The sequence below is a fragment of the bacterium genome, assembly GCA_021159335.1.
Taxonomy (GTDB): domain Bacteria; phylum UBP14; class UBA6098; order B30-G16; family B30-G16; genus JAGGRZ01.
In genome coordinates, this window is sequence record JAGGRZ010000031.1 from 1 (window position 1) to 12,879 (window position 12,879).

Genomic DNA, 12,879 nt, shown 5'->3' on the forward strand with positions numbered 1-12,879 from the left:
CATTCTCTGGGGCGGGAGGATTCGAACCTCCGAATGGCGGATCCAAAGTCCGCTGCCTTGCCAGCTTGGCTACGCCCCAAAAATCGCTCCTAACAAATTCTTAAATTGTATAAGATAAGCCCTCCTGTCAAGAGAAATAAAAACCTATTCCCTTACCACCTCCTCCTATTTCCTTGCAAATAACTTAACACAATCTACATTTATTTAGAAAGACTTTTTTCACAATGCAAGAAAACTTATCGAAAAAAGCTGACAAAACGCTCTACTACTCGTTTTTAGCGGTCCTACCTGCCATCATTTTCCTTACCCTCATCTCCAACGGCGGTATGGGCGAGGCTACCAAGCAACTCGCATCCCTGGCACTGTGGGCGCTGGGAATAATAATACTAACAAGAAAGGACAAATTAGGAAAACCACCGTCCTGGTTCGTTATCCTGTGGTTCGCAAACCTTTTGTGGGGCGGAATCACTATCGTATCAAGCTATTCGCCCGCATTAACTGCACGATGGATACTGCTTAATGGCTCGCTTGTGGTTTTAGCGATTATAACTTTTTCCATCCCAAAAGACTACATAAGGAATCTTCTGCGAATACTTTCGGTAATTTTTGCCATCGAGATAGTTATAGGTTACGCATTTCTTCTTGGTGCGCGTCTGGGAATAATAATAGGGCGCCACGACATGTTATTCCACTTTATCTCCACATTCTACTGGAAAAACCCTGCCGCGGGATTCGTGTCCATGTTCATCCCGTTGCTTTTAGGATTGTGGCTCACGGAAAGGGGAAAATGGTGGAAAGCGTTCTACCTAACGGTTCTTTTTCTCGGCTTCGGAGCACTTATCCTAACCCGTTCGCGAGGAGCGTGGCTGGAGCGTGGCTTACATTCGCTACCTCAGCCGTAATAGCAACAATCTTTTATCGGAAACCCGTCACGGCGAATTTGTGGAGAATAATACTAATAGTCATAGTCGGCTTTGCCATTTCATCCGCAATAGTTCCACCGCATTGGCTCATAAGTCGCTTCGCAAAAATTGAGGAAATAGCCGCAAAAAGCCCCGAGGAACCTATACTTGAGCGAAGAATGATGATACGAATGGGCTTAAGAATGCTTTTGAAAAATCCTTTCCTCGGTGTTGGTGCTGGAGCGTTTCTCGTGGCGTATCCTATTTTCCTCGAAAGCAGCCATTATCTTTCCTCCCACCTTCACAGCTAATATCTCCAATGTGCCGCTGAAGTTTGAATGCCACTCAACCTAATTGCAGTTGATATTCTTTGCAGCGCTTTTTGTGCCCATCTTTTTTATCCTCAAAAAGTCACGAAAAAAAGAGGACCTCCTTCTTTGGGGGATTGGATTCGGCACACTCGCATACGCCCTTCACATAGGAATCGACTTCGACTGGACATTCTGGGGAAGCACTCTGCCGTTTATCGTGATTCTCGCCCTGGGAACCAAAATAGCCTTGGAGGATAAAGGTTACCTCACAAAAACATGGAAGACCGCATTCACCATTTTTTGCACAATAGGATTCATTGCTTCAGCATTTGTTACCTACGCGAGCATCAGGCACGACTGGGGCGACCTGCAATACGCGCCACAACAAAGGCTCAAATCGTATAAAGCTTCTGCGAAACTTTTCCCGCTCTCGGCAAAGTACTGGTATGATTACGGCAAAACATGCAAAATCCTTGGCATGAACGACGAGGCAGCCAAGGCATTCGCACGGGCGATAAAGCTCGAGCCCAAAAACATTAATGTCATCTATCAATACGCTTTTTCAATAATGAGGGACGACTCGTCCAAAGCGGAGAACGAGTTTGTTAAAGCCGTCAAACTTGCGCCATTCGTTCAGCCAGATAATCAGCTTAAAGCGGCGCTCTTCATCCTTCACAGGGGCGACACCGCCATAGCCGAATCCATACTGACATCGCTTACGAAAAACTTCGATGTTCGGCCCGGCATCCGCTACACTGAAGGCACGGTGTCGTTTCGTTACACTATAGCTCGCGCTATGTTTATGCCAAATATGGGGAATCGACACGAAAACCCCTGAATGGCTCGCTATGGAATTCGTGGATGCCCTTTGCATGGGGGATACGAACTGGATGAAGGAAATAACGATTGACTCAACATACTCGCTGCTTAAAGAGGGGCTTGAGGTTTACCTTGGTCAGATATACGGCGTTAACGAAGACCTTATCCGCGGGAAAGCTGTGGTAAGCGCCTTGCTTTTCGTGCACAAAACACCCATCGACCCCGACAACGACAAAAGAGTATGGATTTTCAGTTTCAAACTTACCGACAAAGGATGGAAGCTTGTGATGTGAATCAGAAGAAAACCTTTAAAATTTGATTACATGAATTTCACCCTTTTCGCTTTTTCCTCGCCTTCCCTGAAAACCTTTTCCGGAAGGAACATTTTTATAGCTTCAAGCAATCTATCCCTATTTTCCGTTGAAATAGTTACTTTCTTGTGTCCCTCAAGTTCGAATGTCAGCGCTTCACCCTCATGCAAAACGAAGCATCTGCCGAGTTTCCGCGAGTAGCGATAGCCATAACCTCCGACATCTTTAAATTTAATCTCAGTTTTCGTCACCCTCTTTATTTTATCGTATTTTATAGTAGTGCCAAAAATCCAGTATTGCCTGACCTTTATCCCCGTCGTGGTAACCAATGTTTCCATTCCGCCGTTTATTATGAAAAGCGGTACACCCAAGCCCACCAACACCCAAAGCGCTATTACAATCGGGTTATTAATATCCTTATCACCCAATGGAACCTTAAAAACAAAGTGGATAACAAACGGAATCCAAAGCGATACCACGATAACAATAGTTACAAGCCGTTTTACTTTCGGGTCGAGCCCCTGAAACTCCCTGTAAAAAGGCATTTCACCCATTATCTCCTCCCATTATTGCATCCCCAATATTCCAACCAGACACACTTGACAATGCCCCCATGCCCGATATTTTTATTCCGTAAGCGGGAGTGGCGGAATTGGCAGACGCGCTGGACTTAGGATCCAGTGGGCAAAACCCGTGTGGGTTCAAGTCCCACCTCCCGCATTAAGTTATCAACTGTTAATCGCAATCGGGAAAACGGCCGCAGAGACTATATTGTTCAAAGACCCAATTCATCAGATACGCTTTTCATCGCCTCAAGAACTATTCCAACGAACTCCTCAAGTGGGATATTAAGCTTCTCCTCGCAAAGTTTTATTTGCTCTCTGTTGGCGCCAGCTGCAAAACGCTTCTCCTTAAAACGCCTCATAACGAACCCCACATCGAGTCCCGAAAGCTTCTTAGTAGGGTGCATCAATGCAGCAGCTACGATTAATCCAGTAAGCGGGTCAATAATATGGAGTGCCCATTCCATCGGAGTTTTCGGCTCGAAACCCTCGTGGGCTGGATGTGCTCTTACTGCCGAGGCGATGTCCTCGTCCACACCGAGTTCCTTAAGCTCCTGATAAGCCAGAATGCCGTGCTTGGGAAAGTCGTTCACGGTTTTGTCATAATCTATATCGTGAAGGATACCCGCAAGTTCCCACCGATCAGGGTCACCGCTGAAACGGGGAGCCAACGCCCTCATCGCCGCACCCACTGCTATCATGTGCTTAACAAGATTCTTGTTCGAAACCCGCGAACTAACGAGCTTTATGGCTTCATCGCGCGTCATTGAACCCTCCTCAAAAATCAACCGATGTCATAAGCGAAAATATTCGCGCTATGTTGCCGTCTGTTTCGGTGTACATAACATTAAAAGAAATGGTCATCATCGTGACAGGCTTCACGGAAAGTTCGAGAACATAGATGTCCCGCTTCTGTTCATCATCAACATCGCCAACCTTCTTTGATTTCTCTCGTGAACCGCTTACACTCCCCGAAATGTATACATTTCCTATCTCAAGTCCACCACCTATGTTAACGCCCAGAGTGCGAATGTTAAGCGTATCAGCTGATAAAGGTTTCACAGCGTTCTCGACATCTTTGTAGAAAAACGCAGAATTTAAATCTAACTTGCCGAATTTCGCTTCGCCTTTTACGGTAGCACGAATTCCATCTTCACCGCTGTAGTACGATTGCGCTCTGTATTCGGCATCATAGCCGCTCTCAAGGCTTAATTTTGCCAGGTCAAGCCCCAAAAGGACTGGTCCTACCTGTGGTTCTGCGGTGAGTCTAACTAAAAACGCCCTACCCTCGTGAACTTTCCACGCACCTATCCTATCTACTGGTCTGTGTTTAGTTCTGCACCATGCTCGCTCAGCCTGAAGCTTTACCCAGTAAACCGAAAAGCCAAAATCACCTGAAGCCACATTTTGCCAAAGCATAGGATTAAGGCTGAAAGCGCAGCTTCCCTGTTCATCCTGGATGTTCATCATCCTGACCCGTGCCCATCCCGAAAAAACATCGGATTCGTAATTACCACCAAGCTCACCGCAAATAAAGTGTCTCGTAAGGACATCGCAAAGTTCGTCCTGTTTTGTTGGCCGAGCGTAAAACGACTTAAAATCGAGTTCGACGCTTTTAACGGGAACCGAGACATCAATCCTCAAGCCCTCAAGCCCTATATCCTTGTCTATCTCCTCGAGGTTCTCGAAAGACATTTCTCCCGGCAAACCCACGCAACTTCTACACTCTCCCTCAACGCCACCCGCCCCCGGCGGGTTATCATCCTTGTCCCAGCGCATAACGGTTAACTCCGTCATATGCTCACGGAAATAGCCCATATCAACGCCAAGTGGGCCGTAATCTATTCTCAAATAAGGAGAAACCAGAATGTTCGTAAAATAATCAGGCGAACCCCATATAATACTTCTATCAATGTTGGTAAGCCTGAAATATGCTCCTATAGTAATGTTTTCGGATGGCATTATCTCCACCTGTGGCTTAAGAAGGAACGACAGTTTTCCCCCTTCTACAAGTGGCTCGCCATAAGGACCTGCAGGGCTGACACCTTGAGTAGAGGTGTAGTAATATCTTATCCTGTAAAACCCTCCGAACGAGATGGGTACTCCCAAAACCTCTTTGCCACCAGCATTTTCACCAAAAATTTCTTGCCCAAAAAGCAAGGAAAAACTAAGGACAAAAAGAATCAATACTGCGAACAGCCTGGTTCTCGCAAACATGTTACCCCCTCTTCTGATTACTCAGTTCACTAAAATTGACGGAATATTCATCCATGTCAACTATTATTAGAAATAGGGGGAAATTTCCACAGGAACAAATGATGTATTTCCTGAATTTAATCCGGATTTTTCGGACAATATCGAAAATTTATATTATGTCCAATCCCCACAGGAATCTTCTCTCACCATATTGCGTTATAGCGTTCATTATTGGCTTTCTGGGTCTCGTTGGCTCTTCAGCTATTAATATGGACTCAAGAATTTCCTTTTCTGCGAACTGGGCATCAGATTTACTTCTCGCATGAACCTCAGCGAGGATTTCGTCCTTTTCTATTCTATCGCCGCGTTTCACGAGAATCCTCATACCTACTGCATGGTCCACTTTACCATCAAGCTCCAGAGTTCCCGCACCGAGCTTTACCGCAAGCATTCCAAGCCTGTATGTGTCTATATCGTCAACCCAGCCGGAAGCATCACTCTTTACCACGGTCACCACAGGTGCTTTTGGCAACAAACCAAGGTTTTCCACCACTTTGGGATTTCCACCCTGAGCATCTATCCAATGAGCAAACCTCTCCAGCGCTCTACCGCCACCACCTTAGGATTTCCACCCTGAGCATCTATCCAATGAGCAAACCTCTCCAGCGCTCTACCGGAGTTTATGCTCCCGACAAGCATTCTTTTCCCATCAACCACGGACTTCGTAATGCCCGATAGCTTTAGCATCAAAGCTCCAACGGCGAGGGTTACATCCATAAGGTCTTTGGGACACCCCTCACCACGAAGGCAGCTTATCGCCTCTTTCACCTCGAGCGCATTGCCCACCGCAATACCAAGGGGTTGGTTCATGTCGGTAAGCAATGCCGCCGTGTTTAGACCATAATTGTTGCCCACAGCCACCAACTCTCTTGCGAGCTTTCTCGCCTGTCTTGCGGTTTTCATGAAAGCCCCGTTTCCGAACTTGACATCGAGAACGAGCGATTGCGCACCCTCAGCAACCTTTTTTGAAATTATGCTCGCCACAATAAGCGGGATTGACTCTATGGTACCCGTGGCGTTTCTTAGGGCATAAATCTTTTTGTCGGCGGGAACCATCTCATCGGTCTGTGCAGCTATGAACATCCCAACCCGTTTAAGTATCCGCTTGCACTCTCTCGATGTGAGATTTGTTCTCAGCCCGGGAATGGATTCAAGCTTATCGAGTGTTCCCCCAGTATGACCAAGAGACCTTCCTGAAATCATAGGCACCAAAGCTCCACATGATGCCACCATCGGCGCTACCATTATGCTCACTTTATCGCCTACTCCACCCGTCGAATGCTTGTCAACGGTGGGTGCGCCAAGGTCGGAGAAATCCAGACGACGGCCGCTTTCAACATATGCTTTGGTTAGCGCAAGAATCTCATCTCGCGTCATTCCGTTAAGATAGGTTGCCATCAAAAAAGCCGCCATCTGATAATCGGGCACATCACCCCTGACATAGCTTTTGACAAAACTTTGCAGCGCCTTCTCATCGACCGTCTTGCCATCCCTCTTGGCTTTTATTACTTCCGTCGGTACCATTGTGTCACTCCTTATGAAGTTTTGAGATAAAAAATAATTAAAGTTAGCGGAAAAACAATCTAAATATTAATTTTTTCGCAAAATTCCGATATCGGGCATTCAGCGCAGTTGGCTAAGCGTGCTGTGCAAATATTTCGTCCGAGTTTGAGAAGATTTATGTGAAACCTATAATGTAAATCACTCGGTATTACTTTTGATAGCACCCTTATCATCTTATCTGCCGATGTTTTAGGGGGAAAAGCCCCAAGCCTTACCATTATTCTTTTTATGTGCGTATCGACAGGAAAAAGCGGGGCACCACCACAAAATAACAAAAACACTGCGGCTGTCTTGAGCCCTATGCCATCCACACCAATAAGCAGCGACAAAGCCTTATCGTAAGGCATTTCAAGCAAAAACGAGGCATCTATTCTGCCTTCGTTCCTCTTTTTAAGCCACATAAGAAGCCCTTTTATCCTTTTTGCTCTTATCTCAGCCAGACCGGCTACTCTTATCGCATCAGCTATGTCAGCCTCATCAGCTGTTAAAACATCATCCCATTTGCTAAACTTTTCTTTTAGTCGTTCGTATGCTCGGTCACGATTAGTGTCATTCGTGTTTTGCGATAGTAGCCCTCTAACAAGAAAACCCGTCGGGTCGTCGCAGTGTCGTTCGGGTATCCCAAAGACTTCCACCAATTTCTTATCAAGTTTAACGAAATAATCAGAATCATGTTTTATTGTATCAGGTTTCATAGAATGCAAAAATAATGCCCATAACGGAAAATGCTAAAACAAATTTTCGTTTTATAGTGGCGAGTTATAAGTAAATTGTTATAATTTTATATTGAAAATTTAAAACGGGTCTTTAATTTCGTAATGCAGGCAAGAAACGGGGGTTAAATATGAGAACAAAAATTATATTACTATTAACCATCCTCGCTTTTGGGGTAGCCTACTGTGGCAGAGGGGGTCCTGACGGATTTGGTTACACATGGATAGATTCTGATGAACCTGGTGGACCAACTTTCAACTGGATCGACATAAAATCCACCGGCACGAACCTTCACTACCGAGACGATAACTACACTCTCGTCAGGTTGAGCCATCCATTTAATTATTATAATATTGACTACGATACCGTTACTATTTGCTCGAACGGCTGGATTGCACTCGGCACCTGGCGAACTACTACAGCAGGTGGTTACGACATACCACACACCACCTTGCCTAACAATACTATAGCCGCATTCTGGACAGACCTCTTTCCCCAAATGAGCGACACTGGGCAGGTCTACTATCAGGACCTTGGTGATAAATTCGTAGTTTCCTACATCGACATTCCAGAATATTACCCAACATATCCGAAACAAACATTTCAGATAATTCTCGATTATCGAAGAAGGGAGATAATCCTTCAGTATCTTCAGGTTACTCGACTTGCCTCACCAGGACATAGGGCGAGGATAGGCTGGGAAAACAGAGATGGTACCGATGGCATCCAGATTGGCATCTGGACGCAAACAGGCGGATACCTACACGACCTCCTTGCCGTGAGAATTCGAGCGGTCCCGGTGGCGACGCCGCCTTATTTTAATGGGTTCGCAAACCCTTACGAAAAGGACTTTAAGGCAGTGCCCGACTCGGGCTGGGAAATAGGATTTCCTCCCATATCGTGGTCAGCATTATACCTGGGCATACCAAGCCCGCTTTATATCTGGGGCACGAAGATGAGCGACATGTACAGCAACAACGCAGAATGGTATCTTTACACCCCTCACCTCGATCTTTTCGACGCTGTTTATCCCATTATGGATTTCTGGCATTATTACTCCATGCAAACAGGGCTTGATGGTGGTGTTTTTGAGGTTTCCACTGACGAGGGGTCAACATGGGTGGTTATTGAACCGGAAGATGGCTATCCTGTTGTCATGACCGGCGGTCCACTTGCTGGCCAAAGAGCATTCTCAGGTCATTCTCATGGATGGGAGTATTGCTCATTTGACCTCAGACCTTACATTGGCATGGAGATAATGGGCAGATTCAAATTCATCTCGAATGCTACTGTTACAGACACCGGCTGGTATATCGATAACTTCGGTTTGCATAATGCTTTTGGCGTGGTCAAGGGCAAAGTTGACCTGAGATACTCTGATAACGATTCAGGAGCTGAAGTTCGAATAATGGGAACCAACAGTTACGCTATTACTAATACTGCAGGAGAGTTCTTCATCGATTCCGTGGTGGTGGGCAGCCATTATCTGCAGCTAAGATGCTCGAGCTATGTGGCGGTGGACTCGATACCGTTCACGATAAACCGATTTGACACCATCGAAATGTATCTTCAAATGTCGCCGATATTCTACTTCTCCGACTTCGATGAGGACAGCGGTGGATTGATACCCAAACCCATAGGCGGCTGGCAGTGGGGCAAGCCCGAGTTCATGGTCGGCCCTGAGAATGCTTACTCGGATTCGTTTTGCTGGGGCACCAATCTTCACGGCGACTATGACGACAGCGTTAACTGGCAACTAATACTGCCGGTCAACATAAGACGGTCACCATATCCTGTGGTTACTTTCTACACCTGGTACAGATTCAACGGTGAATTCCTAAACATCCTGTGGGATGGCGGCAATGTGAAGGTTTCCGCTGACAGCGGACGAACATGGAAACTGGTTTATCCCACCTGCAACTATGATGGCACAGTAAGTCCACACAATCCCTTCATAGGCGGCGAACCAGCATTCGGTGGAGTAGCAAACGGCGACTACTGGCGGAAAGTCCTTTTCCCGCTTTATTGCGTTGGTGGAGAATCTTTGATACTAATAAAGTTCGAGATAGGAAGCGATGCTGCGGGAACAGAGGTAGGATGGTACATAGACGATATACTGGTTTACGAGGATTCGGTAGCATGGACTATGGAACCTGCAAAACCAAAAATAGCACTCGACATCACAGCATCACCAAACCCCTTCAACAGCTCGTGTTTGATAAAATTCAGCACCACCACACCCAACGCTTCCGCATACATAGTCGACCTTGGGGGCAGACGAGTTAAGTCATTCGGGCCGTTCACGAAACCTGATGTATACAGGATACGATGGAGTCCGAAGAACCTGCCAAGTGGAGTTTACTTCCTAAAACTCGTTGATGGAACACAGATTTTAACGAAAAAAATAGTCTTTATGAAGTAACGCACATAAGGGCACAATATCATAAAAAGCAGTCTATTACTTAACGCCAAATCTGTTCCGGATAGAGTTTGTATTTAGCCTTTTAATCAGAAAGACGAGCCCCATCCCTCGTCGCCTTCGTCGGCAAAACCCTCGTCGAGCTCATCGTCGAAGTTGAAGTTGGCTTCCTCGGCTGCCATGAGAAACTCATCGATACAATCAGGAAGGTTTATGCCGTCAACCTCCATCGTGTCGAGGTCGAGGACGAACAGAACACCGTTGTCGTCAATAGCTCTCGAGAAACGAGAGATTATATCAGGAAACTCGAGCTCGCTGTCCAGGAAAATGAGAGAACTCGTAATAACGCAGTAATTCCCAGCCTGACCGGCGATTTCGAGGAACGATTCCGTTTCACCTTTGCCCTTTTCGTAGCCTATAAGATACGCTGCCACTTTCTCCTCCTTTGCGAATCAATGCCACAATAAAGAACACTACCGTTTTGTCAAGATTTTTGTTTCGCTTCGCGATGCGAAGATTAAATTTATTTTTGAACCCAAGAAAGGACAACATGAGTTACAAGGTTTTGGTAACAGGCGGAGCGGGATTTATAGGCTCTAATTTCGTAAGACTGCTAATAACCCAGCCGGACATCGAGAAAGTCGTTATTCTCGACAAGCTTACCTACGCTGGAAGCCTCGATAACCTTGAAGGAGTCCTTGACGACCCGCGAACAACATTCATAAAAGGCGACATAGCTGAGCCTGACGATGCCTTTCGCGCCATGAAAGGATGCGATTGGGTTATAAATTTTGCCGCTGAATCCCATGTTGACCGTTCGATAAACGACCCCGCACCATTCATGAGAACCAATGTAGAGGGCGTGAGAGTGCTCCTTGAAGTGGCACGAGAACTCAAACCCAAAATTTTCCTTCAGGTGTCAACGGATGAAGTCTACGGACCTATCATCGAAGGATGCGTCGACGAAAGTGCACCTCTTAAACCATCAAGTCCATACTCAGCATCAAAAGCGGCTGCAGACATGCTGTGCAACGCATATTATGTAACATTCGGTGTGCCTGTTATTATCGCCCGAAGCGCAAACAACTATGGACCATATCAATATCCTGAAAAACTTATTCCACGATTCGTATCTTTAGCGCTTATGAACGAACCTCTTCCCATCTACGGCGATGGTCTCCATATGCGAGATTGGCTGTATGTTGAGGACAACTGTCGCGCACTGCTTTTGCTCCTCAGAAAAGGCAAACCGGGCGAAATCTATAACATCGGTGCATCAGAAATAAAGCACAACATAGATGTAGCAAAACTTCTTCTCGACATACTTGGTAAACCGCACTCGCTTATAAAACATGTTGACGACCGCCCAGGGCACGACCGCAGGTATTGCGTTGACTGGTCGAAAATAAAAGCCCTCGGATGGGAACCAAACGCTGATTTTTCCGAAAAATTCAGGGAAACAATAATTTGGTTTAAAAAAAGGCACGAATGGCTTCTTAAAAAGTCGCGGGAAGCCGAAGAATTTTATAAAAAAGCAAGAGCAAAATGAACGAGGAAGGCGAGAAATTACGCATTGCAGTTTTTGCCTCGGGGAGAGGAACTGACCTGCAGTCAATAATCGACGCTATCGAAGCAGGGAAACTTGATGCGCGGATAGTCATGGTTCTTTCCAACAAGAAAGATGCTATGGCGCTTGAACGCGCACGAAAACACAGAATACCAGCCGTCTATCTTTCGAGCAAGGATTTTGATAAGCGAGACAAGTTCGTCTCAACCATGCTTGAGGAGCTTGAACGACACGGCGCGAACTTTATAGCTCTTGCGGGCTACCTTCGCAAAGTGCCACCTGAGGTTATCCAGAAATATCGCAACAGAATAGTAAACATTCATCCTGCGCTTCTGCCGAGTTTCGGTGGGAAGGGAATGTATGGGATGCGTGTTCACGAAGCTGTCATAGAGTATGGCTGTAAAGTCACTGGTGTCACGATTCACATTGTCGATGAGCACTACGACCACGGACCAGTGGTGGCACAAAGGTGCGTTGAGGTTCGCGACGACGACACACCAGAAACACTCGCCGCCCGCGTTCTCGAAGTGGAACATCAGCTCTACCCCGAGGTGCTTCAGTGGTTCGCCGAAGGAAAAGTCGAGGTAATAGGCAGAAAAGTATTAATCAAGGAGTGATGATATGATAACAGTTTTGTGGGAGGATTTTTTGTGGGAGAAGTATTATCCCCTGACGCTTACCCACGCCGTTTTCGAACTTCGCATTGGTTGTCTAAACCTTATTGAGCGTGCAAAGCATTACTTCCCCGAGAACACAATATTCGCGGTGGCAAGAAGTGAGCTTAGGGAAAAACTATCATCGGAGGGGTTAAAACCGCTCTCTTCAGCAGATGTTTCGGAGAAAGCGCTGTTTATAAACGGTAGAGCTGTTCCCCGTAAAGAGGACTTCGCTAAATTCACCGAATGCGAGGAAACAACGCTTTTCGTATCGAATGACACGGTTGTAGCCATATTCGCTTTGCCCGAGGATTTAGCCAAAATCGCCGAGATAATGAATTCGCCACCAACGGAGAACTCATACAGACAGCTCGTGGAAAGATTCCCAAAAAAAGAGTGCAATGTAACCATCACCTCGGCTATCTGGGAAATAATACACATTAACAGCAGGCAAATTTCACTCGATTTCGCAGATATATTTTCCAATATGGCAAGTCTTGGCATGATTCACGAGCGCGCGGTCGTTTTCGGTGATGTGCGCGTTGGGGGAGGCTCTGTTGTTTCACCGTTCGCCGTGCTCGACGGTAGCGAAGGACCGGTAATAGTGGGCAGAAATGTGGAAATCTCACCTTGCGCAGTCATTCTGGGACCTGCTTACATTGGCGATGGAACCAAAATAATGCCTCACGCAAAAATTCGAGAAGGAACCTCAATAGGTCCCGTTTGTCGAGTTGGCGGCGAAGTTGAGGAATCAATAATTCAGGGTTTCTCAAACAAATATCACGATGGTTTCCTTGG

Annotated in this window: 15 protein-coding genes and 2 tRNA genes; 9 read left to right on the forward strand and 8 right to left on the reverse strand. The window is 46.3% G+C overall.

Annotated elements, in window-relative coordinates:
* Positions 1 to 6: 6 nt before the first annotated feature.
* Positions 7 to 79: transfer RNA gene (locus J7J62_01885), tRNA-Gln, on the reverse strand.
* A 145-nt stretch (positions 80 to 224) separates the two neighbouring features.
* Between J7J62_01885 and J7J62_01890 the strand changes: the two genes are divergently transcribed.
* The 4 genes from J7J62_01890 to J7J62_01905 are packed head-to-tail and all read left to right on the forward strand — an operon-like array spanning position 225 to position 2,325.
* On the forward strand, positions 225 to 902 hold the full coding sequence (locus J7J62_01890) for a hypothetical protein (protein MCD6123907.1): 678 nt from the start codon (positions 225 to 227) through the stop codon (positions 900 to 902).
* Positions 863 to 1,213, forward strand: a complete 351-nt coding sequence (locus J7J62_01895) for an O-antigen ligase family protein (protein ID MCD6123908.1) — start codon at positions 863 to 865, stop codon at positions 1,211 to 1,213. The genes J7J62_01890 and J7J62_01895 overlap by 40 nt, the downstream gene beginning before the upstream one ends.
* A gap of 49 nt (positions 1,214 to 1,262) precedes the next feature.
* Positions 1,263 to 2,051: a tetratricopeptide repeat protein gene (locus J7J62_01900; GenBank protein ID MCD6123909.1), complete on the forward strand. Its 789-nt coding sequence runs from the start codon at positions 1,263 to 1,265 to the stop codon at positions 2,049 to 2,051.
* A gap of 10 nt (positions 2,052 to 2,061) precedes the next feature.
* The gene (locus tag J7J62_01905) at positions 2,062 to 2,325 is read left to right on the forward strand and encodes a hypothetical protein (GenBank protein ID MCD6123910.1); all 264 of its coding nucleotides are present in this window, start codon (positions 2,062 to 2,064) and stop codon (positions 2,323 to 2,325) included.
* A gap of 26 nt (positions 2,326 to 2,351) precedes the next feature.
* Here the strand turns inward: J7J62_01905 and J7J62_01910 are convergent, their stop codons facing one another.
* Positions 2,352 to 2,897, reverse strand: a complete 546-nt coding sequence (locus tag J7J62_01910) for a hypothetical protein (protein MCD6123911.1) — start codon at positions 2,895 to 2,897, stop codon at positions 2,352 to 2,354.
* A gap of 83 nt (positions 2,898 to 2,980) precedes the next feature.
* Between J7J62_01910 and J7J62_01915 the strand changes: the two genes are divergently transcribed.
* Positions 2,981 to 3,063, forward strand: a tRNA-Leu gene (locus J7J62_01915).
* A gap of 55 nt (positions 3,064 to 3,118) precedes the next feature.
* On the opposite strand, the gene J7J62_01920 is transcribed toward J7J62_01915, so the two are convergent.
* The 5 genes from J7J62_01920 to J7J62_01940 form a co-directional block, all read right to left on the reverse strand.
* Entirely contained in the window at positions 3,119 to 3,673 is a 555-nt protein-coding gene (locus J7J62_01920; GenBank protein ID MCD6123912.1) for an HDIG domain-containing protein, read from the reverse strand.
* A 10-nt stretch (positions 3,674 to 3,683) separates the two neighbouring features.
* On the reverse strand, positions 3,684 to 5,123 hold the full coding sequence (locus J7J62_01925; GenBank protein MCD6123913.1) for a hypothetical protein: 1,440 nt from the start codon (positions 5,121 to 5,123) through the stop codon (positions 3,684 to 3,686).
* Between the two features lie 148 nt (positions 5,124 to 5,271).
* Positions 5,272 to 5,655, reverse strand: coding sequence for a hypothetical protein (locus J7J62_01930; protein MCD6123914.1), 384 nt, complete (start codon positions 5,653 to 5,655; stop codon positions 5,272 to 5,274).
* Positions 5,656 to 5,678: 23 nt separating this feature from the next.
* Entirely contained in the window at positions 5,679 to 6,686 is a 1,008-nt protein-coding gene (locus J7J62_01935) for a thymidine phosphorylase (protein MCD6123915.1), read from the reverse strand.
* 59 nt (positions 6,687 to 6,745) lie between these two features.
* Complete coding sequence (locus tag J7J62_01940) at positions 6,746 to 7,420, reverse strand: endonuclease III (protein MCD6123916.1); 675 nt, start codon at positions 7,418 to 7,420, stop codon at positions 6,746 to 6,748.
* Between the two features lie 149 nt (positions 7,421 to 7,569).
* Between J7J62_01940 and J7J62_01945 the strand changes: the two genes are divergently transcribed.
* A complete protein-coding gene (locus tag J7J62_01945) occupies positions 7,570 to 9,861 on the forward strand; it encodes a T9SS type A sorting domain-containing protein (protein ID MCD6123917.1) in 2,292 nt (763 codons plus the stop codon).
* An 86-nt stretch (positions 9,862 to 9,947) separates the two neighbouring features.
* Here J7J62_01945 and J7J62_01950 read toward each other — a convergent pair whose 3' ends face one another.
* Positions 9,948 to 10,292: a hypothetical protein gene (locus J7J62_01950; GenBank protein MCD6123918.1), complete on the reverse strand. Its 345-nt coding sequence runs from the start codon at positions 10,290 to 10,292 to the stop codon at positions 9,948 to 9,950.
* A 116-nt stretch (positions 10,293 to 10,408) separates the two neighbouring features.
* Between J7J62_01950 and rfbB the strand changes: the two genes are divergently transcribed.
* The 3 genes from rfbB to J7J62_01965 form a co-directional block, all read left to right on the forward strand.
* Positions 10,409 to 11,407 carry a dTDP-glucose 4,6-dehydratase gene (rfbB, locus tag J7J62_01955; GenBank protein ID MCD6123919.1) on the forward strand — a complete coding sequence of 333 codons (999 nt, stop codon included), beginning with the start codon at positions 10,409 to 10,411 and terminating at the stop codon, positions 11,405 to 11,407.
* On the forward strand, positions 11,404 to 12,042 hold the full coding sequence (locus J7J62_01960; GenBank protein ID MCD6123920.1) for a phosphoribosylglycinamide formyltransferase: 639 nt from the start codon (positions 11,404 to 11,406) through the stop codon (positions 12,040 to 12,042). The genes rfbB and J7J62_01960 overlap by 4 nt, the downstream gene beginning before the upstream one ends.
* Before the next feature lie 4 nt (positions 12,043 to 12,046).
* A partial coding sequence (locus J7J62_01965) for a hypothetical protein (GenBank protein MCD6123921.1) occupies positions 12,047 to 12,879 on the forward strand: 833 nt, incomplete at its 3' end.

Excerpts from the sequence above, each read along its gene's own strand:
- J7J62_01890 (MCD6123907.1), top strand. The coding sequence starts at position 225 with ATGCAAGAAAACTTATCGAAAAAAGCTGACAAAACGCTCTACTACTCG.
- J7J62_01905 (MCD6123910.1), top strand. The coding sequence starts at position 2,062 with ATGGAATTCGTGGATGCCCTTTGCATGGGGGATACGAACTGGATGAAG.
- J7J62_01910 (MCD6123911.1), bottom strand. The coding sequence starts at position 2,897 with ATGGGTGAAATGCCTTTTTACAGGGAGTTTCAGGGGCTCGACCCGAAA.
- J7J62_01920 (MCD6123912.1), bottom strand. The coding sequence starts at position 3,673 with ATGACGCGCGATGAAGCCATAAAGCTCGTTAGTTCGCGGGTTTCGAAC.
- J7J62_01925 (MCD6123913.1), bottom strand. The coding sequence starts at position 5,123 with ATGTTTGCGAGAACCAGGCTGTTCGCAGTATTGATTCTTTTTGTCCTT.
- J7J62_01935 (MCD6123915.1), bottom strand. The coding sequence starts at position 6,686 with ATGGTACCGACGGAAGTAATAAAAGCCAAGAGGGATGGCAAGACGGTC.
- J7J62_01940 (MCD6123916.1), bottom strand. The coding sequence starts at position 7,420 with ATGAAACCTGATACAATAAAACATGATTCTGATTATTTCGTTAAACTT.
- J7J62_01945 (MCD6123917.1), top strand. The coding sequence starts at position 7,570 with ATGAGAACAAAAATTATATTACTATTAACCATCCTCGCTTTTGGGGTA.
- rfbB (MCD6123919.1), top strand. The coding sequence starts at position 10,409 with ATGAGTTACAAGGTTTTGGTAACAGGCGGAGCGGGATTTATAGGCTCT.
- J7J62_01960 (MCD6123920.1), top strand. The coding sequence starts at position 11,404 with ATGAACGAGGAAGGCGAGAAATTACGCATTGCAGTTTTTGCCTCGGGG.